Raw genomic sequence first — 23101 nt, forward strand, 5'->3', positions numbered from 1 at the left:
TGGCGGGCCGGGGTGGGAGGATGGCGGGCATGTCTCACGCCACCGCCGCAGATCTCAGGTCCGCCCGACGGGTCCTCATCCAGGGGGTCACCGGTTCGGGGAAGTCGACCGCTGCCGCCCGGATCGGCCGCGCACTGGGCCTTCCGGTCCATCTGGCCGACGAGGAGATCGGCTTCCTGCCGGCCTCCGAGGCGGTGTGGACCAACCGTGAACCCGATCAGATGCGCGCGATTGCCGCCGAGATCACCGCGGAGCCCGGCTGGGTCCTGGACGCCAGCTACAGCTCCTTTCGCGACATCGTGCTGGAACGTGCCGACATCGTCGTCGGGCTGGACTATCCGCGCTGGCTGTCGCTGGGCCGGCTGCTGCGCCGCACCGCCGGGCGTCTACGGGACCGCACCCCGGTCTGCAACGGCAACCGGGAGACCCTGCGCCAGACCCTCGGCGGCGAGTCCATCATCGTCTGGCACTTCCAGACCTTCGCCGACAAGCGCGCCACCATGCGCGACTGGGCCTTGGACCCGGCGGGGCCGCCCACCATTCTGGTGGACGGCCCCGGCCGACTCGATGCGCTGATCGCGCAGATCAGTTCCTGATCACCTGTGCTTGGCGGGCGGCTCTCCGAGGGTGGCCTCGACGGTCAGCTCCCCGGATTCCTCGACCAGGGTCATCTCGCCGGTGGTCTTCGAGACGTTCTTCAGATCCTGCTCGGCCTGCTTGAGGTGGTCGATCACCGAGGCAGGGGCGGTGATGGTGGCGGCCAGGATCGGGGTGCGCATCGGCTTCTTGTGGGTCGACTTCACCCCGCGCAGCTCCACCAGGGCGGCTGAGACGTCGGTCATCAGCTCGGTGTCGCCGGCCTTGGGCAGCTCCTCGGGCAGCGGCCACATGGTGGTGTGCACCGAACCGGACTGCCACCAGCTCCACACCTCCTCGGTGACGAAGGGCAGGAAGGGGGCGAACAGCCGCAGCATCACGTCCAGGGCCAGACGCAGCGCCGTGCGGGCGCTGGTGGCACCGGGGACATCGGTCCCGTCGGAATCGTAGGCGCGCTCCTTGACCAGCTCCAGGTAGTCATCGCAGAAGGCCCAGAAGAACTGCTCGGAGGCCTCCAGGGCCGCGGTGTAGTTGAACTCCTCGAAGGCCGCGGTGGCCGCCACGATCACCTCGTGCAGCTGGGAGAGCATCGCCAGGTCGACCGGCTCGGTGACGTCGGCGATGCCGCCGCCCTCACCGAAGCCCAGCACGAACTTGGAGGCGTTGAGGATCTTCATCGCCAGTCGGCGACCGACCTTCATCTGGGCCTTGTCGAAGGGGGAGTCCATCCCCGGCCGGGCCATCGCGGCCCGCCAGCGCACCGCATCGGCGCCGAAGGAGTCGATGATCTCGGTCGGCACCACCGTGTTGCCCTTGGACTTGCTCATCTTCTTGCGGTCCGGGTCGGTGACGAATCCGGAGATCGCCGCCCGCTTCCACGGCAGCACGTGGTTCTCCAGGTGGGCCCGCACGATCCGCGAGAACACCCAGGTGCGGATGATGTCGTGGGCCTCGGGGGCGAAGTCCATCGGGAAGGTCTTGGCGAACAGGTCGGCGTCGCGCTCCCAGCCGGTGACGATCTGGGGGGTGAGGGAGGAGGTGGCCCAGGTGTCCATCACATCGGGGTCGGCGACGAAACCGCCGGGCACCCCGCGCTGGGACTCCTGGAATCCCTCGGGGGCCTGGGAGGCCGGGTCGATCGGCAGCTGCTCCTCAGAGGGGGTGATCGGGTGGTCGTAGTCGGGCCGCCCGTCGGCGTCCAGCGGGTACCAGACGGGGAAGGGGACGCCGAAGAACCGCTGGCGGGAGATCAGCCAGTCGCCGTTGAGCCCCTCCACCCAGTTCTCGTAGCGGTAGCGCATGTGCTCGGGCACCCAGGCCAGTTCCCTGCCCCGCTCCAGCAGCTCCTCGCGCAGTTTCTGGTCGCGCCCGCCGTTGGTGATGTACCACTGCCGGGTGCCGATGATCTCCAGCGGCTTGTCGCCCTTCTCGTAGAAGTTCGCCTTGCGCTCGGTGGGGGTCGGGTCGCCCTCCATCTCGCCGGAGGCCTGGAGGGCCTCGACGACCAGCTTGCGGGCGGTGAAGACCGTCTTGCCGGCGATCGGGGAGTAGGCCTCCCGGTTGACGATCCAGTCGGGGGTCTCGGAGAGCAGCCGTCCGTCGCGGCCGATCACGGTGCGGGTCGGCAGCTGCAGCTCGCGCCACCAGGTGACGTCGGTGAGGTCGCCGAAGGTGCAGCACATCGCGATTCCGGCGCCCTTGTCCATCTCGGCTGCCGGGTGGGCCAGCACCGGGATCTCCACCCCGTACAGCGGGGTGGTGACGGTGGTGCCGAAGAGGTGCTGGTAGCGCTCGTCATCGGGGTGCGCGATGAGTGCGCAGCAGGCCGCCAGCAGCTCGGGGCGGGTGGTCTCGATGGCGACGTCGCCCGACCCGTCGGTGCGGTGGAAGTCCAGCCGGTGGTAGGAGCCGGGGTAGTCCCGGGCCTCCAGCTCGGCCTGGGCGACGGCGGTCTGGAAGGTGACGTCCCACAGCGTGGGGGCGTCCTTCATGTAGGCCTCGCCGCGGGCCAGGTTGCGCATGAAGGCCAGCTGGGCGATCCGCTGGGCCTCCGGGGAGATCGTGCTGTACAGCTGGTTCCAGTCCACCGACAGGCCGACCGAGCGCCACAGGTCCTGGAAGGTCTTCTCGTCGACCCGGGTGAGTTCCACGCACAGCGCGACGAAGTTGCGCCGGCTGATCGAGATCTGGTGCTTCGGGTCGGGCTTGGCCGGCGGCCGGAAGTCGGGGTCGTAGGGCAGCGTCGGGTCGCAGCGCACCCCGTAGAAGTTCTGGACGCGGCGTTCGGTGGGCAGGCCGTTGTCGTCCCAGCCCATCGGGTAGAAGACTTTCTTGCCGCGCATCCGCTGGTAGCGGGCCACCAGATCGGTGTGGGTGTAGGAGAACACGTGTCCGGGGTGCAGATGGCCCGACACGGTGGGCGGCGGGGTGTCGATGGAGAAGACCTGCTCGCGGGAGTCGACCTGCGACGCGCTGAAGGCGTAGAGCTGCTCGTCCTCCCAGACCTTCCCCCACTTGGCCTCCAGGCCCTCCAGAGCCGGTTTGTCGGGGACGACGCCGCGGGCCACGGTGGACTCGTCGGTGCTGGGTCGATGGTCTTCAGACGTCATGTCACATCATTCTATGAGTGCCCGAGATGTGACGCGAAACGGCCTGCGGACCGGGCCGGGGAATGGAGCTGGGCCCTGCCGACCGGACCGGTCGAGCAGGGCCCGGGTGCACCGCGCCGGGCAGCAGAGGAGCGGACGGGGTCCGTGCCCGCCAGGCGGATCAGGCAGCGGACTTGATGGAGGTCAGCAGGGCGGCGGGGGTCGGGTTGGTGATGGACTGCCAGCCGGTGTACGGCTTGCCGTTGACGGTGAAGAACGGAGTGCCGAACTGGTTGTCCAGCCTCGACCCCTCCGCCAGACCCTTGGCGGCGGCGTTCTTGACGAAGTCGGAGGTGGCCCTGGTGTCGTAGTACTTCTGGAACTTCGTGAGGTCGGAGCCGGTGATCCCGGCGTCCTTGGCAAATGTGTTGCGCAGCTGGTCGTCGGTGAACCCGACTCCCTCCTCGGGCTGGTTGTCGTAGATCGTCTTGTGATAGCTCTCCAGCTTGCCGACCATGGCGGCCGAGGCGGCCGCCACCGCGGCCCGGTAGGAGTTGTCCCCCTGCGAGCCGTCCAGGAAGGTCAGCGTCCAGTACTGCAGTTTGATGTCACCCGATGAGGCCAGCTGGCGGATCGACGGGCCGAAGGCGTTCTCGGCGTTCTTGCAGTTGGGGCACTGGTAGTCCTCGTAGATCGTCAGGGTCGGCACCCCGCTCTTGGCGGCGTCGGCGTTGACGGTGTAGATCCCGGTCTTCGGGTCGGCGTTGGGCGGGACCACCTGGGAGCCGGTGACCGCCGACTGGGCCTGCTGGGCACTGCGGTGCCGGTCGACACCGACGAAGACCGCCACCGCGGCGACCACGATGACCACCACTCCGGCGACGATGCTCAGCACCTTCTTGCGCTTGGCGGCCCGGACCTCGGCCTCCTGCTGGGCGCGCAGCGCCTCACGACGTGACGACTTCGACTGACTCATGGTCTCCCTCAGCTATCGGTGTGGCATGCGATGACGCCGCCGCCATGGTACCCAGCGATCACAGCGCGCAGTTGTAGCGGGGCAGTCCGGCGGCGGCCTCGGGATCGGTCATCCAGCAGGTCTCCTCGGTGCCGTGCACCAGGGTGGCCGGCAGCGACTCGTCGCCGGCGAAGACCTGGGCGACGGCGTCGGCCTTCTCCGCCCCGCTCACCAGGAACCACACGTTGCGCGACCGGTTGATCACCGGCAGGGTGAGCGAGATCCGCTCGGGCGGCGGCTTGGGGGCGTCGGTGACGCCGACCGCGATCTGGCTGGTGTCGGGGACGAAGGCCGGATGCCCGGGGAACAGCGAGGCCACGTGGCCGTCGGGCCCCATCCCGAGCAGGCAGATGTCGAAGGCGGTGTCGCCGACCTCCTCGGCGTAGGAGTAGGCGGCCTCGTCGGGATCGGCCCGGCCGTCGGCGGCCGGCATCACATGGGTGTTGGCCGGGTCGAGGTGGAAGGCCTTCTGCAGCTGGAGCAGGCTCTGGAGGGAGTTGCGGTCGGGATCGCCGGCCGGCACGAACCGGTCGTCCCCCCACCAGACGTGGAGCTTCTCGGGGTCCACCCGTCCGCACTCGCTGGCATTGGACAGGCTGGCGTAGATCTGGTTGGCGATCCGGCCGCCGGTGAGGCACAGGTCGACGCGGGGCCGCTCGGCCTGGAGCAGCACGATGTTGTGCGCCAGCCGGTGGGCGACCCCCTCGGCCAGATCGTCGGCCGACTGGTAGCGCATCACTCGGGGGGCGTTCATCGTGCCTTCTCCTTGCTCTTGCCGGTGGGGTTGCTCTTGCCGGTGGGGTTGCTCTTGCTGGCGGGGTTGCTCTTGCCGGCGGGACTCTTCGGTGCGGTCGAGGTGGTCCCGGTGGTGTTCCTCGTCCCGGACTCTGTGGTCTTCTTCGTCCCGGACTCGGTGGACGTTCCGGGCTGGCCGACCCCTCGGTGCAGAGCCGCCATCACCTCGGCCTGGACCGGGTCGGGATCCAGCCGGCGCAACTCCTCGGCCATCACCTCGGCGATGCTGCGGCGGTCCAGGGCGACCCCTCGGGCGGGCTCGCCGGGTATCCGGTAGACCGCCGAACGCCGGTCGGTGCGGCGGATCTCGATGTCGCCGGCGGCGGTGCTCAGCGCCAGGGCGATGATCCCACCGGGCCCCTTGACGTCGTCGCGCTGGACCGGAACCCCCAGTTTGAGGGCCAGCCAGGCGGTCAGCAGGGAGGTCGGGCCGTTGGTCGGGTCGGCCTCGACGCGGATCGAGTGCACCTGGCTGGGGTGCTGGTCCAGGGCTGCGGCGGCCAGCGCGCGCCAAGAGGTGATCCGGGCCCAGCACAGGTCGGAGTCCCCGGGGCTGAGGTGCTGGGCGCGCAGCTCCAGCGCCCTGCGCGAGTCCTTGGCCGTTCCGGAGTCGGAGATCCGTCGGGTGGCCAGCCGGCCGATCGAGTCGGCGGCCAGATCCCGGGGGGCGTTGAAGGGCCACCAGGCGATCACCGGGGAGTCGGGCAGCAGCAGTGGGAGCACCACCGAGTCGGCGTGCTCGGCGATCTTGCCGCAGACCCGCAGCACGATGACGTCTCCGGGGGTGGCCTCGGCGGTCTGGATCTCGGCGTCCAGGGTGTTGCCGCGACCCTTGGTGTGGACGACCATCAGGACCCGGGCCGGATGCTCGCGGGCCGCGTCGACGGCGTCCTGCAGGGCGGTCTCGTAGTGGTCGGAGTCGCAGATCGTGATGAGGGTGTGCACCAGGGCGGTGCCGCCCATCTCGCGATGGTTCTCGATGAGCGCGGCGTTGATGTCGGCCGCGGTGGTGTCGTGAAGGGTGACGATCATGTCGATGTCCTGTCTGGCGGGCTCAGGGCCGGCGCCACTCGAATCCGTCGCGGGCCAGCATCTGCTTGCCGGCAAGAGGTCCCCAGGTGCCCGATGCGTATCCGTGCGGCGGGATGGGGGAGTCCGCCCAGTGGTTCAGGATCGGGTCGAGGATCCGCCAGGCCAGCTCGACCTCCTCGTGCTGGGGGAACAGCGGCGGGTCGCCGAGCAGGACGTCGAGGATGAGCCGTTCGTAGGCCTCTGGGCTGGACTCGGTGAAGGAGCTGCCGTAGCCGAAGTCCATCGTGACGTCGCGCACCGAGTTGTGGGTGCCGGGCACCTTGGCGCCGAATCTCAGGGTGACCCCCTCGTTCGGCTGGATCCGCAGCACCAGGGCGTTGGAGCCCAGCGACTGGGTGTCGTGGAAGGGCAGGTGGGGGGCCCGCCGGAAGTTCAGGGCGACCTCGGTGACCCGTCGGGGCATCCGCTTGGCGGTCCTCAGGTAGAACGGCACACCGGCCCACCGGCGGTTGTCGACGCCGACCCGGATCGCCGCATAGGTCTCGGTGGTGGAGTGCGGGTCGACGCCGTCCTCGTCGAGATACCCCGGCACCCAGGTGCCTCCCTGCCAGCCGGCCTGGTACTGGCCGCGCACGGTGTGGGCATCCAGGTCCTCGGGCAGGGTGACCGCAGCCAGCACCTTTTTCTTCTCGGTGCGCAGCTGCTCGGCCTCGAAATTGGTGGGCTCCTCCATGGCGGTCAGCGCCAGCAGCTGGAGGAGGTGGTTCTGGATGACGTCGCGCGCCGCGCCGATCCCGTCGTAGTACCCGGCCCTCCCGGCGATGCCGATGTCCTCGGCCATCGTGATCTGGACATGGGAGACGTAGTTGCGGTTCCAGATCGGCTCGTAGATCTGGTTGGCGAAGCGCAGCGCCATGACGTTCTGGACGGTCTCCTTGCCCAGATAATGGTCGATCCGAAAGACCGCGTCGGGGGAGAAGGTCCCCGACAGCAGGGCGTCCAGCTCACGGGCGCTGGCCAGGTCGTGGCCGAAGGGCTTCTCGATGACCACCCGGTTCCAGTGGCTGTGGTCCTGGGTGGCCATGCCGTGGTTCTTGAGCTGGCCGATGACCTTCTCGAAGGACTTCGGCGGGATCGACAGGTAGAAGGCGTGGTTGCCGCCGGTGCCGCGCTCCTCGTCGAGGTCGCGGATGGTGTCGGCCAGCCGGGCGAAGGCGTTGTCGTCGTCGAACTCGCCGCGCACGAACCGGATGCCCTCCAGCAGCTGCTGCCAGACCTCCTCGCGGAAGGGGGTCCGGGAGTGCTCGGCGACGGCGTCGTGGACCACCTGGGCGAAGTCCTCGTCCTCCCAGTCACGGCGGGCGAAGCCGACCAGCCCGAAGCCGGGCGGCAGCAGCCCGCGGTTGGCCAGGTCGTAGACCGCGGGCATCAGCTTCTTGCGCGACAGATCACCGGTGACGCCGAAGAGCACCAGTACGCACGGCCCGGCGACCCTGGGCAGGCGGCGGTCGAGCGGGTCGCGAAGCGGGTTGCCGCCACGTCGACGAGTCCTCTCGGTGGCTGTCTCGAGGGTGCTCACGCAATGTCCTTCCGGTCAGATGAGGTGCCGCCGTGATCGCGTCGCCAGGGACGCCGGGGGCACTGCCAATAGGCTAGTAGCAGGCCGATGGTCGCTGCTTCGCCGTCCGCGATAGCCGACCACGATGGTTGGCCGGTGCGGACGACAGTTGCCTACACTCGGCCTCAGCGCCAGGAGCAGGTCCCCTCCCGGGAACCGGTCTCGAGGCGGGCCCAGCATTGCGAAGGACACCGTGACCCACAACACGTCGAGAACGTTGAGAGCAGCTGAGTCGCTGTCCGCCGACCGCCGCGAGGGCCGATCGGCGCGGTCCCGCGCGCAGCGCAGCACCGCCCGCGCCCGCTTCGACGCCTACCTGGCCCTCACCAAGCCCCGGGTCATCGAGCTGCTGCTGGTCGCGACCCTGCCGGTGATGTTCCTGGCCTCGCGCGGGGTGCCCGACTGGCGGCTGGCCCTGGTCACCCTGATCGGCGGCTTCCTGGAGGCCGGCAGCGCCAACACCTTCAACTGCGTGATCGACGCCGACATCGACCAGAAGATGCGCCGGACCCGTCGCCGCCCGATGCCCCGCCATGTCGTGGCGCCGCGCAACGCGGTGGTCTTCGGGGTGCTGCTCGGCCTGGTCGGCACCCTGCTGCTGGGGCTGGGCGCGAACTGGCTGTCGGCCGGTCTGGCCGTGGGGGCGAACCTGTTCTACGTCCTCGTGTACTCCCTGGTGCTCAAGAGGCGCACCTGGCAGAACACCATCTGGGGCGGGATCGCCGGCTGCTTCCCCCCGCTGATCGGCTGGACGGCGGTGACCGGCCGGGTGAGCTGGGAGCCGCTGGTGCTCTTCGCGCTGGTCTTCTTCTGGACCCCGCCGCACACCTGGGCGCTGGGACTGCGGTACCGGGAGGACTACGCGGCCGGCGGGGTGCCGATGCTCCCGGTCGTCCGTGACGCCGTTCCGGTCTGCGTCCAGATCCTCGTCTACACCGTGGTCACGGTGGCGACCTCTCTGGTGCTGTGGCCGGTGGCCCCGATGAACTGGCTCTACCCGGCGGTGTGCCTCGTGGCCGGGGCGGTCTTCATCGCGGAGGCGGTGCAACTGCTGCGCCGTGCCCGGGCCGGACTGAGGGACGCCCAGCTCAAGCCGATGAGGCTGTTCCACTGGTCGAACACCTACCTGTCGCTGGTCTTCCTGGCCGTGGCGATCGACCCGCTGCTGCCCTGAACCTGCTGGTGTGCTGAACCTGCTGTGTCTTGGACCTGCTGGCGTCTTGGGCCGGCTGCTGGCCTCAACCGGCACCGAGCGCCTCTTTCTTCGCCAGGCGCCTCTTCCAGCTGGCGCGTGGTGAAGGAAGAGGCGCTTCGTCGCAGGAATGAGTGGTGACGTACCACCGAGGAGCCGTCAGGGGGTAGCCGACGGAGTGCGGTCGGGTCTGCAGGATGATCCACAGCGGCTCGGGACCGGGTCGCGAGGTTGTCCACAGGGGGCCGGACTCTCGCCGAGTGGGTTGTCCACAGGATCGGAACTGCCCCTGGCGTCGGCGGACTTCTCATGGCTGGCTTGGTCCCATGACCGAGCAGACCAGGCGGGTCCTGAAGGTGTCCGATCTTGCGCTCCAGGGCATCGGCCCCAGTGAGATCGCAAGGCTGAGGAGAGACGGCACCTTCAGCTCCGTGCGCCGCGGTGTCGTGGTGGAGGGAGCTCCCGAGCGGGATGCCCGACGCCGTCAGTTGGAACTCATCGCGGCGACGATGCCGGTGCTGTCCGGTGCGCAGGGGGTACTCACCCATACTTCGGCCACAGCCCTGCTCGGTCTGCCGATGACCGTCATGGGTTCTGATCGAGTGTGGCTCAATCGGCCTGCCGGAAGCAGTTCCCACCGACGCCGGCAGCTCGTTGTCCGGGACGGGCCGATGGAGTGGGACGAGGTGACGGAGGTGGACGGCCTGCTGGTCACCGGTCCGGAACGTACCGCCGTCGACATGGCCAGGGAGTTCGGTTTCGTCACTGGGGTGATGGTCGCCGACGCGGTACTTCGCCGGTCCGGGGAGCCCGAGCGGCTGCAGGAGCTCGTGCGACGCGGTGCCCGGCGTCGCGGAAATGCCACGGCCAGGGCGGTGGCGGCATTCGCCGACGGGCTGTCCGAGAGTCCGGGGGAGTCGCTGATGAGGGCTCAGCTGCAGATGCAGGGCTGCCCTGAGCCGGAACTCCAGGTCGAGATCCTCGATGCGCGAGGCTTCCTGGTGGCGCGTTGCGACTACGGCTGGCGCAGGTATGGGGTGGTCGGCGAGTACGACGGGGTCGAGAAGTACGGGCGTCTTCTGAGGCCGGGACAGACGGTGTCCGCGGTGGTCGACGCGGAGAAGGATCGCGAGGCCAACATCCGCGACCAGGGTCTGGAGATCATCCGGTTCTGCAGAGCCGACCTGCGCAACCCCAGAGCGGCCGCAGCACGGCTCAACCGTCTTCTGGCCAGTCGGGCGCCGAGCGCGATGACGGTGGCGTCCGGGAGATGGGCAGGTCCTCGACGGGCTGTGAGGGCGCCGCTCGGTGCAGTGTGGGACGACGACGCGCCCCTTCTCCCACCAGGCGCCAACTAGAAGAGGCGCTTGGCGGAGGAAGGGGCGCCTGGTGAGGTGGGACGGGCCTTCAGCGCTGCCGGCGTCCCCTCAGTCAGCGCGGGGTGAGGTCGGGGGCCTGAAAAGGTCGGACGCTGGACCACAGTGCGCCGGCCGCCATCGCGCAGGCCGAGACTCCCACCATGTGCCAGATCACCAGCCAGGGGTTGAGGTGGGCGAAGTACTGGGCGTAGCCGATCGCACCCTGGCAGATCTCCACGATCAGCAGGATGAGCGCCCAGCGGCGCATCGGGGCCGCGCGATGGGCGATTCCCAGCAGCAGGCAGGCCACCGTGAGGATCACCAGCACCCACACCGAGATGCCGTGCAGCCGGGCGACGGTCTCCAGGTCGAATCCGGTCCGCCGGGCCCCGGCGTCCCCGGCGTTGGGGCCCGATCCGGTGACGATGGTGCCCAGCCACATCACCACCACGGTGGCCGCGACGACGGCTCTCACCAGCGCCATCGCCAAGCCGTCCACCTCGACGGTGTCGTGGTGGGAGACCACCCAGACCAGCTTCACGACGACCAGGATGATGGCGACCGACAGCAGCAGGTGCAGGGCGACGACGAAGGGGTTGAGCCCGCTGAGTACGCTCAGCCCGCCGACCACCGCCTGCAGCGGGATGCCGACCAGGGCCACCCAGGACAGGGAGCGGACATTGCCGGCGGCCCGGGTGCGGGTGGCGGCGACCACCGTCATCGCCGAGGTGATGAGCAGCACGAAGGTGAGCAGCCGGTTGCCGAACTCGATGACGCCGTGGGCGCCCATCGACTGGTGGGGGACGAAGGACCCGGCGGTGCAGTGCGGCCAGGTGGGGCAGCCCAGCCCGGACCCGGTGAGCCGCACCACGGCTCCCGAGACGATGAGCACCATGTTGACGACCAGGGTGGCCATCGCCCAGCCCGACAGTGCCCTGCGGGTCGCCGAGACGGAGTTCAGGAGACCCATCGGAACACCTTGTGCGCGACGAACCCGAGGACGGCGGTCCACACCGCCAGGGAGAGCAGCGGCCACCACTGGGTGACCCCCTCGCCCCAGGCCCGCAGGGACTCGCCCAGGGCGGTGGTCGGCAGCAGGGCGACCACCGGACGCAGTGCCGACGGGTAGTCGCGCAGCGGCCACATCACCCCGCCGGCCACGCCGAGCAGGTAGATCAGGTTCGCCAGGGCCAGGGTGGCCTCGGCCCTCAGCGACCCGGCCAGTGACAGCGCGAGCAGCGAGAAGGCCGACATCCCCAGCAGCACCGAGACGAGCATCGGCAGCCAGGCCAGCGCGGAGCCGACCGGGGACCAGCCCAACACCACGGCCACCACCACCAGGATCACCACCTGGAGGGCGGAGATGAGGGAGTAGGCCAAGGCCTTGCCGACCAGCAGCCCGCCCCGTCCCAGGGGGGTCGCGGCCAGCCTCTCGAGAACTCCGTAGCGGCGTTCGAAGCCGGTCTGGATCGCCTGGGAGGTGAAGCAGGTCGACCAGATGGCCAGCGCCAGCACCGAGGGGGCGAGCATGGACAGCGGCAGGCCGACCCGGTCGCCGACGTAGCGGCCGGCGAACAGGATGGCCACCGGGACCACCAGGGCGAGCACCAGCTGCTCGCCGTTGCGCATCACCAGACGCGCCTCGGTGAGGCCGTGGTTGCGGATTCTGGCGGCCGGCGTCGCGGCGTGCGGTGCCGGGTGAAGATCGAGTGCACTCACCTCAGTGCCTCCTGGCAGGGTCGTTCGGGGCAGCAGGGTCGTTCGGGGCGGCAGGGTTGGTCGGGGCGTCGGGCCCGGACGGATCACTCGGGTGGGGGAAGGACCACTGCGCTCCCTCGGCCCGGTCACTGGTGTGGGTCAGGAAGACGTCCTCCAGGCTCTGCTGGGCGGTGAGCTCGGCGACGCTGCCGTGGATCGCGACCTTTCCCCGGTCGACGATCCAGACGTGGTCGGCCAGCCGGGCGGCCTCATCCATCGCATGGGTGGTGAGCACCACCGAGACCTCGTCGCGGCGCAACTCCTCGATGACATCCCAGGTGTGGTGCCGGGCGTGCGGGTCCATCCCGGCGGTGGGCTCGTCGAGGAAGACCAGTCGGGGCCGTCCGATGATCGCGGCGGCGAGGTTGACGCTCTGCTGCTGGCCCCCCGACAGCCGTCGGTAGGTGGTGCGGGCGAAGGGAGTGATCCCCAGCGCTTCGATGAGCTGGTCGGGGCTGATCGGGTCGGAGTACATCCCGGCCATGTAGCGCAGCAGCTCACCTGCCTTGATGTTCACCCAGGCGCCGGCGCTCTGGGGCATCAGCCCGGTGGCCTCGGCGGCCTGCGGTGAGCCTGGTTCGTGACCCAGTACGCTGACCTGTCCCGAGTCCGGGTGGATCAGCGAGGTGCAGCATCTCATCATGGTCGTCTTACCGGCCCCGTTGGGTCCAAGGATCGCGGTGACCTCCGCCCGGTGGGCGGTGAGGGTGAGACCGTCGAGAGCGACAACGGGGCCGAAAGAGACGTGAAGGTCGTCGATGACGAGGGGTTCGGGTTCCGGCACGAGCGACAGTGTACGGCGTGCTCAAGGGCCCTGGTCCGCCACGGCGGCGGACCAGGGCCCAGTCTCTGAGCGGTACTCGGACCGTGGTCAGCCGGCGTGGTCGATCTGCGGAGCGACCCGGTGCACCGACTCGGGTGAGGCCGGTGAGGAGGGGGTCTGCGGCGACTCCGGGGAGGCCGGGGAGACCGGAGCCTGCGCCAGGGCCCCGAAGCCGTCCCCGCTCGGCAGATCGAGGCGCCACTCGTCGTCCCCGGGACCGTCCGCGGAGTGGATCCGCATTCCGTAGAAGGACCGGTAGACGAAGACCGCCGCAGTGACAAAGAAGGCCGCGGCCAACAGGTGGGTGAGCAGTCCGGCACCGATCGAGACGGCCAGCTCCACGGCCAGCAGCCCGAACAGGGTGGTGAACTTGATCACCGGGTTCAGGGCCACCGAGGAGGTGTCCTTGAAGGGGTCGCCCACCGTGTCGCCGACCACCGAGGCGTCGTGCAGCGGGGTGCCGCTGGCGTCCAGGTCGACCTCGACGATCTTCTTGGCGTTGTCCCAGGCTCCTCCGGCGTTGGCCATGAAGATCGCCTGGTAGAGCCCGAAGATTGCGATCGAGATGAGGTACCCGACGAAGAAGTAAGGGTCCAGGAAGGCGAAGGCCAGGGCGAAGAAGAACACTCCCAGGAAGATGTTGAGCATCCCCTTCTGGGCGTACTCGGTGCAGATCCGCACGACCTTCTTGGAGTCCTCGATCGAGGCCCGGGTGGCGTCGGAGTCGAGCTTGATGTTGTCCTTGATGAACTCCACCGCCCGGTAGGCACCGGTGGTCACGGCCTGCATCGAGGCTCCCGAGAACCAGTAGATGATCGCCCCGCCGGTGATCAGGCCGAGCAGGAAGGGGGCGTGGGTCAGTCCGAGCTTGGTGACCTCCGAGGTTGCCGCCAGACCGTCGGTCAGAGCCATGATGATCGAGAAGATCATCGTGGTGGCGCCGACCACCGCGGTCCCGATGAGGACCGGCTTGGCGGTGGCCTTGAAGGTGTTGCCGGCACCGTCCTGCTCCTCCAGGAAGTGCTTGGCGACGTCCCACTTCGGGGTGAAGCCGAAGTCGCGCTCGATCTCCTCGTCGATCCCGTCGATCTCCTCGATGGTGGACAGCTCGTAGACGCTCTGGGCGTTGTCGGTGACCGGGCCGTAGGAGTCCACGGCGATCGTCACCGCACCCATCCCCAGGAACCCGAAGGCCACCAGACCGAAGGCGAAGACCGCCCACTTGACCTCCGACATGGCGCCCATGTCTCCCAGCCCGGTGCTGGCGACCAGGAAGGACCCGCCCATCAGGGCGACGATCACAGTGCCGAGCCAGAAGGCGGAGAAGTTGCCGGCCACCAGCCCCGACAGGATGTCGAGGGAGGCGCCGCCCTCCTTGGCGCTGGTGACGACCTCGCGGACGTGGCGGGACTTGGTCGAGGTGAAGGACTTCACCAGTTCGGGGATGAGGGCCCCGGCCAGGGTGCCGAAGGACACGATGATCGACAGCTTCCACCACAGCCCGTCGGCCATCGAGCCGAGCATCCACCAGGTGGTGACCACGGTGAGCACGATCGACATCACCGAGGTGATCCACACCAGCGAGCTGAGCGGCTTCTCGAAGTCGAAGGCCTTGGCGTTGCCGAAGCGGGCCTTGGTGACGGCGGTGTTGATGAGGTAGGAGACGAAGGAGGCGATGAGCATCACGACGCGCACCACGAAGATCCACACCAGCAGCTTGACCTGCTCGGAGGGGTCCGGCACGGCCAGGGTGAGGAAGGTGATGAGGGCGACGCCGGTGACGCCGTAGGTCTCGAAGCCGTCGGCCGAGGGGCCCACCGAGTCGCCGGCGTTGTCGCCGGTGCAGTCGGCGATGACGCCGGGGTTGCGGGCGTCGTCCTCCTTGATGTGGAAGGCGATCTTCATGAGGTCGGCTCCGACGTCGGCGATCTTGGTGAAGATGCCGCCGGCGATCCTCAGGCAGGCGGCGCCCAGGGACTCGCCGATCGCGAAGCCGATGAAGCAGGGGCCGGCGACGTCGCCGGGCAGGATCAGCATGATGAACAGCATCATGAACAGCTCGACCGAGATGAGCACCATGCCGACGCTCATGCCGGAGCGCATTGGGATGTCGAAGCACTCGTAGGGCCTGCCGCGCAGCGAGGCGTGGGCGGTCCGGGAGTTGGCGAAGGTGTTGACCCGGATGCCGTACCAGGCGACCCCGAAGGAGCCGGCCATGCCGATCAGGCTGAACAGCAGAATGACCAGGACGGTGGCTCCCATGTGCTGGAGGAACAGGAAGTAGGCCAGGATCACCGCGGCGATGAAGACCCACAGCACCATCAGGAATTTCGCCTGCTGGGCCAGGTAGGTCTTGCAGGTCGCGTAGATGGTCTCCGAGACCTCCCTCATGGACCGATGGACCGGCAGCTTGTGGAGCTTGGAGTAGCTCAGCAGCCCGAACCCCAGGCCGAGCAGGCAGACCACCAGGCCCACCCACAGCAGGGTCGTGCCGGAGACCCCGCCGACCATCTCATCGAGGGGCGGCAGCTTGATATTGGCCTCGCCGCCGACCTCATGGCCGCCGGCACCACCGGCGTCGGCTCCACAGCCGGCCAGGCCGAGCAGCACCAGGCCGCCGAAGGCGGCGGTGGCGATGCGGCGGCGGGCCGACGGGCGCGTCCCGATGGGGACGCCTGTCGTGTCTTGCCTGACATTCACGATTTGTTCTCTTCCTCGAGCACTCTCGTTCAGGGGCCTCCCGGAACACCGTCGTGGTGACCGGCACGTCGTCGTGGGATCCGAGACCCGTGAGGGTCACGCTATGACGACTGAATGGCGTTGTCACCGCCAGAAGGCTCGGATGTGCGCAAGATCACAATTTTGATGTCGACACGCGCAGCGCGGTGAGCGGAGCCGCGCTCAGGAGCGGGCCGGCCCGGTGGTCGAGCGGATCACCAGATCCGGTCTCACGAGACGCTCCCCGGTCTGGGCGGACTCTCCGTGGATCTGTCCGACGAGGGTCGACACCGCCATCGAGGCGATGAGGTCGACGTTCTGTCGCACGGAGGTGACGCCGGGATCCCAGTAGCGCGAGACCGGGGAGTCGTCGCATCCGATCACCGAGACGTCATCGGGGACTGACAGCCCGTGGGCGCGGATTGAGCGGATCGCGCCCATAGCCATGATGTCGGAGGCGCAGATGATCGCGGTGACCCCCTCGCCCAGCAGGTCTGCGGCGGCCTGGCCGCCCCCGGTGGCGGAATAGATGGAGTAGGCAACGCGGATCCCCTCGTCGGTCCCGAAGCGCCGGATCATCGCGGCCCGGAAGCCGGCCTCCTTGCGCCGGACCGGTACGTAGCGCGCCGGCCCCAGGGCCAGTCCGATCCGCCGGTGGCCCAGGGTGGCCAGGTGATCGATGGCCTGGTCCATCGCCGAGGCGTCGTCGTCGGAGATGAAGGGGGCCTCCAGGCCGGGGGCGAAGCCGTTGACCAGGACGATCGGCAGACCGACGTCGATGAGGGTGCGGTAGGTGGACAGGTCGGCGGTGGTGTCGGCGTGGGATCCCGACACGATGATGATCCCGGCGGCCTGGCGGGAGCGGAGCACCTCGAAGTACTGGTCCTCGCGCATGCCGCCGGGTGCCTGGGTGCAGACCAGGGTGGCGAATCCGGCCCTGGCGGTGTCGGTCTCCACGGCCTGGGCGTAGGCCGCGAAGATCGGGTTGACCAGTTCGGGCACGATGAGCCCGATCATCCCGGTCGTGATCGGCCGCAGATGGGCGGGGCGCACGTAGCCGAGCACGTCCAGGGCGGTGAGCACGGCCTGGCGGGTGGCCTCGGAGACGCCGGGTTTGTCGTTGAGCACCCTGGAAACGGTGGCCTGACTCACCCCCGCCTGCTCGGCGATGTCGGCCAGTGTGGGGCCCTCCATGTCACTTCACCGAGCCCGAGGTGAGGCCGGAGACCAGGTACTTCTGCAGCCAGAAGAACACGATGAGAGGGGGCAGACAGGCCAGCACGGTGCCGGCGGCGAAGACCGGCCAGTTGGAGTTGGTCTGCTCGGAGACGTACTGGTACAGGCCCAGGGCCAGGGTCTGGGTGGCGGGGTCGTTGCCGACCACCACCGAGGCCACGACGTACTCGTTGAAGGTGTTGATGAAGCTCAGCAGCCCCACCACCGCCAGGGTGGGGATCACCAGCGGCAGGATGATGGTGAAGAAGGTCCGGGCGTGGCCGGCCCCGTCGATCTGCGCCGCCTCGTCCAGGGCCCGCGGTACGGAGTTGAAGAATCCGTACATGAGGTAGGTGTTCGCCCCCAGGGCGCCGCCGAGATAGACCGCCGCAAGCGCCAGCAGGGATCCGATGCCGAGCACCGGCACCACATCCCCCAGGTTCGACAGCAGCAGGAAGATGGCGGTCACGGCCAGCATCTGCGGGAACATCTGGATCAGCATGAGGCTGAGCAGGCCGCCGCGTCGGCCCACGAACCGCAGCCGCGAGAAGGCGTAGGCGGCCAGCGCCGAGAACAGCACCGTCAGCAGGGACACGCCGACCGCCAGCAGGGTGGTGTTGAGGTACCAGCGGCCGTAGGGGCGCTCGGAGTCGGTGAACAGCTTGACGTAGTTGGACCCCGAGAAGGTGGTGAACAGCGAGTTGGAGCCGGTCATGGTGCCCGACGGGTTCAGCGATGCCGAGAGGACGTAGAGGATCGGGAAGACGGCGAAGACGCACGCCACCACGGCGACGACGTAGCGCCACCAGAGCCCTCGGCCGCGGGGGCCGCGGGATCGTGACTGTCGGGGCGCGCCCTTGGGCGGGTTCAGTGCTGCGGTACTCATGTCAGTTGATGTCCTCCAGCGCCCGGGTCTGGCGGAAGCCTATCCAGGAGATGACTCCCACGATGATGAAGATGAGGATCGCGAAGGCCGATCCGAGGCCGTACTGGCGGCCCTGGTCGCCGAAGGCGACCTTGTAGACCATCGAGATGAGGATGTCGGTGGAGCCGACGTCCAGACTCGTGTCGGTGAACCGGGGCCCTCCCCGGGTCAGCATGTAGATGAGATTGAAGTTGTTGAAGTTGAACGCGAAGGTGCTGATGAGCAGTGGGGCCAGGGAGACCATCAGCAGCGGGAACTTGATGTACCAGAAGGCGCTCCACCCCGACGCGCCGTCCACCTCGGCGGCCTCGTTGACGTCGTCGGGGAGGGACTGGAGGGCCCCGGTCGCGACCAGGAACTGGTAGGGGAATCCGAGCCACAGGTTGACCACCAGGATCGCCACCTTGGCCCAGGTGCCGTCGTTGAGCCAGGGGACCTGCAGCCCGCCGAGCAGCACCTGGTTGATGAACCCGAAGTCCTGGTTGAACAGGCCCGACCACACCATCGTCATCATGGTGGCGGGGAAGGCGTAGGGCAGGATCATCACGAGCCGGAACCAGCGCCTGCCCCGCAGCCGGGAGTCGTTGAAGATGAGGGCGAGGATCAGGCCCAGGGCGAAGCAGCTGACCACCGACCCGATGGCGAAGACGAAGGTCCACACCAGGACCTTGAGGAAGGGCCCGCGCACCTGGGAGTTCGTGATCGCCGCGGTGAAGTTGGAGAACCCGACGTTGACCTTCCAGCCGGGCTGGATGGTCCTGCCCTCGGAGGAGACGAAGGATCCCTGGCCGGAGTCGCGGTACACGGTGCCCTTGGTGTCGGTGAAGGTGTCGGCCTTCTCGTCGTAGGTCATCGTGGACCGGTAGACGTAGGCCTGGGATCCGGTGGTGATGTGCAGGAACCCGTCGGCACCCTTGTCGCTGAGCGGCACCGCGAGTTTCGAGACCTCCGAGGAGCGGGCCGAGACGGCCGCGAAGTCCAGCACCGTGTAGCCGTCGGCCCCGGTGATGGCGCCCAGCGAGGAGGTGGTGACGCCGGAGGCGTCCTGAAGCGGGGTCTCGTTGTTCCCGGCGCGGGCCTGCCCGGTCTTCGGGTCCACGACGATGAGCCACAGATCGTCCCCGCCGCCGTTCTTCGTGGCGACGGCCGCCTTGTAGGTGGCCGAGTCCGGCACCCGGGCCTGGTTGTTCTGCTGGATGGCCAGGACGGCGTCGGCCTTGGAGCCGTTGTGGCCGTCGCCGTAGTTGGTGAACCCGACGTAGACCGTGTACAGCATCACGCTCACCGAGAAGATGAGCATGAAGGCGACGCCCGGCGCCAGGTATTTGCCGGGCAGCTCCCGGTTGGGCGGCAGGTAGATGAGGTTGACTGCCAGAGTGCCGATCGCGATGACGGCCACGATCACCCAGGACGCCTTGGCCACGGCGGCCAGCAGGCCCAGCACCATGAGGGCGTCGAAGCCCCCCAGCAGCACGATCTTGATCACCCAGGACCATGCCCCGCCCGAGAACCTGACCTGTGCCCGGTGGACGCGCTCCTCCCGTTGCGCGGGGGGCGTGAACTCTTCCTTCGTCATTTCCAGCCTGTCGTCTGTGAGAGCTGCGATTGTGAGAGCCGAGGTCTCCCCCGGGGCCCGGTGCGCCGGGCCCCGGGGGAGGTGATCAGTGGGTCACTTGATCTTGGCCTGCAGGCCGGTGACCATCTTCTGCCAGGCGGCCGCCGGATCGGCGGACTTGCCCGACAGGATGGCGGCCTCGGCATTGCCCCAGTCGGTCCACACCGAGTCCATGGCCGGCACGGCCGGCATCGGGACGCCCTTGGCGCCGACGGCTCCGTAGGCGGCGACGTCCTTGTCCGACTTCGCCTTCTCGAAGGCCTCCTTGTTGGCCGGCGGGCGCTGCCCGGCCTCGAAGAGCTTGTACTGGATGTCGGCATTGCCGGCGTACTCGACGATGAACTTCTGGGTGGCGACGGTGTTCTTCGACTTGGAGCTCATCGCGAATCCCTGGACGCCGACGAAGGGGGTGGCGGCCTGGGAGCCGGCGGCCGGGATGGGCTCGATGGCGTAGGGGATCTTCTTGGCCTTGATGTCGGCCAGGTTCCAGGGGCCGGAGATGAAGAAGGGGCTCTGCCCGGACAGGAAGGAGGTCTTGGCGATGTCGTTGGAGATGTTGATGTTGAGCGTCCTGGCCTTCTGCTGGGCGGCCAGCCAGGTGGCGAAGGAGGCTCCCGCGGCGTCCCCCATGCCCAGCGTCGTCCCGTCATAGGCGCCGTCGGCGCCGATCTTGAACACGGGAGCGTTGAAGGAGGCCTGGAAGGGATACAGGTTGTAGGGGCTGGCGGCCTGCACCGAGTCCATGCCGACCAGGACGGGGTACTTCGCCCCGGACTTGCGGCCGGCGGCGATCATGGCGTCCCAGCTGGTGACCGCGGAGGGGGCGAGCTTGGTGTTGCGGATCAGGGCCAGGTTCTCGGTGGAGTAGGGGACGCCGTAGATCTTGTCCTGATAGGTGAAGGCCTTGATGGCGATGTCCTGGTACTGGTCGGTGGTGTCGCCGAGCTCGAGGGGGGAGACGACGCCGTTCTTGACCAGGGTGCCGAGGCGGTCGTGGGCGCAGATGATGGCGTCGGGCCCCTTGCCGGTGGGCACCTGGGTGATGAAGTCCGGGACGATCTTGGAGTTGTCCTTGACCACCAGGTTCACGGTGACGCCGACGTCCTTCTTGAACTGGGCGGCGACGCTCTTGAGGACGGGCGCCCGGTCGGAATCGACCCAGATGGTGATGGTTCCGGCCCCGGCGGATCCCGAGGCGGCGGGGGTGGACGAGCTGCTGGAGTCCGATCCGCCGCAGGCGGAGAGCACGCCAAGGGCTCCCAGCCCCAGTCCCGAGAGCAGCAGTGAGCGACGCGCGATGTCGGTCATGGGTAGTCAGTACCTTTCGCTGATGCGTTCGACGGCCATCGTCGAGCGCGCGGTGCGGAGGCTCCTCCACCACTGGATGTGGAAGCTCTTGCAACCAGGCCTGATTCTTGCAAAATCCTTCATCGTTGTCCATGGGCCCGCCACTTCGGTGGATGCCCGTCTCAAGGAAGGGTCGCCTTACTTGCATCGGCGCAACATTTGGAAACAATGGAGTTGTGAAAAATTCGAGTGACACCTCCCGTGGGCACGGCGAGGGCCGCGCCGCGGCCGAGGCTCGCTTCGAAGAGCCCGCAGACGGCACCACGCGCGACCGCGTCATGTCCTCGATCCTCCACCACGGACCCTCCACCGCTGCCCAGCTGGCCGATCGTCTGGGCCTGACCCCGGCGGCTGTCCGGAGGCATTTGTCCGCCCTGGGCGAAAGCGGCCAGATCGCCAGTCGCGAACAGCGGGTCTTCGGCTCCCGGGGCCGGGGGCGTCCCTCGCGGGTCTTCTTCCTCACCGACTCCGGTCGAGCCGACTACTACACCGCCTATGACGAGCTGGCGATCGCGGCCCTCAAGCAACTCGCCGCGGCCGCCGGTCCCGACGCCCTGGCCGCCGTCGCCCAGGCCAGGGTCGACGACATCGAGGCGAAGTACCGGGAGCTGCGCGCCGCCCGACCCGATCAGGACCCGGCCCAGACGCTGGCCGAGAGCCTGTCCGCCGACGGCTACGTGGCCTCCCTGGAGCCGGCCGTCGCCGGACGCCAGATCTGCCAACACAACTGCCCGGTGGCCGAGGTCGCCAAGGTCTTCCCCGAGCTCTGCGAGGTCGAGACCCGACTGTTCTCCGAGCTGCTCGGCTCCAACGTCCAGCGGCTGGCCACCATCGCCCACGGCGACGGGGTGTGCACCACCCACGTCCCGGTCGACGTGGAGATCACCCGAAAACGCATCGGCCCACCGGTGTCGGGCTGATCGGCCCATCCCGCCGGTGCGCCGCCTCGCGCATCACCCCCAGTTCTCAACTTCTTCCCACGGCTTCGACTGACTGAAAGGCCCAGATATGACTCAGGTCGACACAACCACCGCCCTGCCGGGCACCGGTGCCACCCAGGACGAGCACCTGGCGGCACTGTCCGGCTACAAGTACGGATGGCACGACTCCGACGCCTACGCGGCGGCCTCCCAGCGCGGCCTGTCGGAGGAGGTGGTGCGCGGCATCTCGGCGATGAAGCACGAGCCCGAGTGGATGCTCAAGCTGCGCCTCAAGGCCCTGCGCCAGTTCGAGAAGAAGCCGATGCCGACCTGGGGCGTCAACCTCGACAGCATCGACTTCGACCAGATCAAGTACTTCGTCCGGGCCCAGGAGAAGCAGGCCAAGTCCTGGGAGGACCTGCCCGCCGACATCAAGAACACCTACGACCGGCTGGGCATCCCCGAGGCCGAGAAGGACCGGCTGGTGGCCGGGGTGGCCGCCCAGTACGAGTCCGAGGTGGTCTACCACAAGATCAACGAGGAGCTCGGCAAGCAGGGAGTGATCTTCCTGGACACCGACACCGCCCTCAAGGAGTGCCCCGAGCTGTTCAAGGAGTACTTCGCCTCCACCGTCCCGGTCGGCGACAACAAGTTCGCCGCCCTCAACACCGCGGTGTGGTCGGGCGGATCCTTCATCTACGTCCCCAAGGGAGTGCACTGCACCATCCCGCTGCAGGCCTACTTCCGGATGAACACCGAGAACCTCGGTCAGTTCGAGAGGACCCTGATCATCGTCGACGAGGGTGCCTACGTGCACTACGTCGAGGGCTGCACCGCCCCGATCTACAAGTCGGACTCGCTGCACGCCGCGGTCGTCGAGATCATCGTCAAGAAGAACGCCCGCTGTCGCTACACGACCATCCAGAACTGGTCGAACAACGTGTACAACCTCGTCACCCAGCGCGCCTACGTCGAGGAGGGCGGGACGATGGAGTGGATCGACGGCAACATCGGCTCCAAGTCCAACATGAAGTACCCGGCCTGCTACCTGATGGGCGAGCACGCCAAGGGCGAGGCCCTCTCGGTGGCCTTCGCCGCCGAGGGTCAGCACCAGGACACCGGCGCCAAGATGGTCCACAACGCCCCCTACACCTCCTCGACGATCGTCTCGAAGTCGATCTCCCAGGGAGGCGGCCGGTCGGCCTACCGAGGCCTGGTCGCGGTGGGCAAGAACGCCCACCACTCGGCCTCCTCGGTGCGCTGCGACGCGCTGCTGGTCGACGACATCTCGCGGTCGGACACCTACCCCTACAACGACGTCCGCACCGACGAGGTGTCGATGGCTCACGAGGCCACCGTCTCCAAGGTGAGCGAGGACCAGCTGTTCTACCTCATGCAGCGGGGACTCACCGAGGAGGAGGCGATGGGCATGATCGTCCGCGGGTTCATCGAGCCGATCGCCAAGGAGCTCCCGATGGAGTACGCCCTGGAGCTCAACCGGCTCATCGAGATCCAGATGGAGGGTGCGGTCGGCTGACCCGGTCGACCACCACATCACCCGCAATCCACACGAAAGAGAGCACAG

16 protein-coding genes and 2 pseudogenes are annotated in these 23101 nt (G+C 68.3%); 5 read left to right on the forward strand and 13 right to left on the reverse strand.

Going from position 1 to position 23101, the window contains the following annotated elements:
• Window positions 1-29: 29 nt before the first annotated feature.
• The gene (locus FEZ32_RS09305) at window positions 30-596 is read left to right on the forward strand and encodes a P-loop NTPase family protein (protein WP_071161688.1); all 567 of its coding nucleotides are present in this window, start codon (window positions 30-32) and stop codon (window positions 594-596) included.
• Here the strand turns inward: FEZ32_RS09305 and valS are convergent, their stop codons facing one another.
• The 5 genes and pseudogenes from valS to zwf form a co-directional block, all read right to left on the reverse strand.
• The gene (gene valS, locus FEZ32_RS09310) at window positions 597-3206 is read right to left on the reverse strand and encodes a valine--tRNA ligase (RefSeq protein ID WP_028702305.1); all 2610 of its coding nucleotides are present in this window, start codon (window positions 3204-3206) and stop codon (window positions 597-599) included. It abuts the gene before it with no gap.
• A gap of 160 nt (window positions 3207-3366) precedes the next feature.
• Entirely contained in the window at window positions 3367-4161 is a 795-nt protein-coding gene (locus FEZ32_RS09315) for a DsbA family protein (protein ID WP_051238096.1), read from the reverse strand.
• A gap of 58 nt (window positions 4162-4219) precedes the next feature.
• Window positions 4220-4954, reverse strand: a complete 735-nt coding sequence (pgl, locus tag FEZ32_RS09320) for a 6-phosphogluconolactonase (RefSeq protein ID WP_028702307.1) — start codon at window positions 4952-4954, stop codon at window positions 4220-4222.
• Window positions 4955-5127: 173 nt separating this feature from the next.
• Window positions 5128-6027 (reverse strand): annotated as a pseudogene (locus tag FEZ32_RS09325) (glucose-6-phosphate dehydrogenase assembly protein OpcA); the annotation flags it as partial.
• Window positions 6028-6049: 22 nt separating this feature from the next.
• Window positions 6050-7456: a glucose-6-phosphate dehydrogenase gene (gene zwf, locus FEZ32_RS09330; RefSeq protein ID WP_232021344.1), complete on the reverse strand. Its 1407-nt coding sequence runs from the start codon at window positions 7454-7456 to the stop codon at window positions 6050-6052.
• Between the two features lie 382 nt (window positions 7457-7838).
• Here zwf and FEZ32_RS09335 point away from each other — a divergent pair, with 382 nt between their 5' ends.
• Window positions 7839-8819 (forward strand): heme o synthase, encoded by a 981-nt coding sequence (locus tag FEZ32_RS09335; protein ID WP_097798579.1) that lies wholly within the window; start codon window positions 7839-7841, stop codon window positions 8817-8819.
• 344 nt (window positions 8820-9163) lie between these two features.
• Window positions 9164-10195 carry a hypothetical protein gene (locus FEZ32_RS09340; RefSeq protein ID WP_138680470.1) on the forward strand — a complete coding sequence of 344 codons (1032 nt, stop codon included), beginning with the start codon at window positions 9164-9166 and terminating at the stop codon, window positions 10193-10195.
• A gap of 73 nt (window positions 10196-10268) precedes the next feature.
• On the opposite strand, the gene FEZ32_RS09345 is transcribed toward FEZ32_RS09340, so the two are convergent.
• The 8 genes and pseudogenes from FEZ32_RS09345 to FEZ32_RS09380 form a co-directional block, all read right to left on the reverse strand.
• Window positions 10269-11165, reverse strand: coding sequence for a COX15/CtaA family protein (locus tag FEZ32_RS09345; RefSeq protein WP_097798581.1), 897 nt, complete (start codon window positions 11163-11165; stop codon window positions 10269-10271).
• Window positions 11153-11914: an ABC transporter permease gene (locus tag FEZ32_RS09350; RefSeq protein ID WP_138680471.1), complete on the reverse strand. Its 762-nt coding sequence runs from the start codon at window positions 11912-11914 to the stop codon at window positions 11153-11155. Before FEZ32_RS09350 ends, FEZ32_RS09345 begins: the two co-directional genes overlap by 13 nt.
• A gap of 112 nt (window positions 11915-12026) precedes the next feature.
• A pseudogene (locus FEZ32_RS09355) lies at window positions 12027-12737 on the reverse strand (ABC transporter ATP-binding protein); the annotation flags it as partial.
• A gap of 87 nt (window positions 12738-12824) precedes the next feature.
• Window positions 12825-15287: a sodium-translocating pyrophosphatase gene (locus FEZ32_RS09360; protein ID WP_244937981.1), complete on the reverse strand. Its 2463-nt coding sequence runs from the start codon at window positions 15285-15287 to the stop codon at window positions 12825-12827.
• 390 nt (window positions 15288-15677) lie between these two features.
• The gene (locus FEZ32_RS09365) at window positions 15678-16688 is read right to left on the reverse strand and encodes a LacI family DNA-binding transcriptional regulator (protein ID WP_138680472.1); all 1011 of its coding nucleotides are present in this window, start codon (window positions 16686-16688) and stop codon (window positions 15678-15680) included.
• 1 nt (window position 16689) lies between these two features.
• A complete protein-coding gene (locus FEZ32_RS09370) occupies window positions 16690-17595 on the reverse strand; it encodes a sugar ABC transporter permease (RefSeq protein WP_097798584.1) in 906 nt (301 codons plus the stop codon).
• A gap of 1 nt (window position 17596) precedes the next feature.
• On the reverse strand, window positions 17597-19210 hold the full coding sequence (locus FEZ32_RS09375; RefSeq protein ID WP_138680473.1) for an ABC transporter permease subunit: 1614 nt from the start codon (window positions 19208-19210) through the stop codon (window positions 17597-17599).
• A gap of 93 nt (window positions 19211-19303) precedes the next feature.
• Window positions 19304-20413 (reverse strand): sugar ABC transporter substrate-binding protein, encoded by a 1110-nt coding sequence (locus FEZ32_RS09380; protein WP_028701077.1) that lies wholly within the window; start codon window positions 20411-20413, stop codon window positions 19304-19306.
• A gap of 359 nt (window positions 20414-20772) precedes the next feature.
• On the opposite strand from FEZ32_RS09380, the gene FEZ32_RS09385 reads away from it, so the two are divergent.
• Both FEZ32_RS09385 and sufB read left to right on the forward strand, forming a co-directional pair.
• Entirely contained in the window at window positions 20773-21516 is a 744-nt protein-coding gene (locus tag FEZ32_RS09385) for a helix-turn-helix transcriptional regulator (RefSeq protein ID WP_138680474.1), read from the forward strand.
• A gap of 88 nt (window positions 21517-21604) precedes the next feature.
• Window positions 21605-23053: a Fe-S cluster assembly protein SufB gene (gene sufB, locus FEZ32_RS09390; RefSeq protein ID WP_028702313.1), complete on the forward strand. Its 1449-nt coding sequence runs from the start codon at window positions 21605-21607 to the stop codon at window positions 23051-23053.
• Window positions 23054-23101 lie beyond the last annotated feature (48 nt).

Source organism: Acidipropionibacterium jensenii (genome assembly GCF_005890135.1).
Lineage (GTDB): Bacteria > Actinomycetota > Actinomycetes > Propionibacteriales > Propionibacteriaceae > Acidipropionibacterium > Acidipropionibacterium jensenii.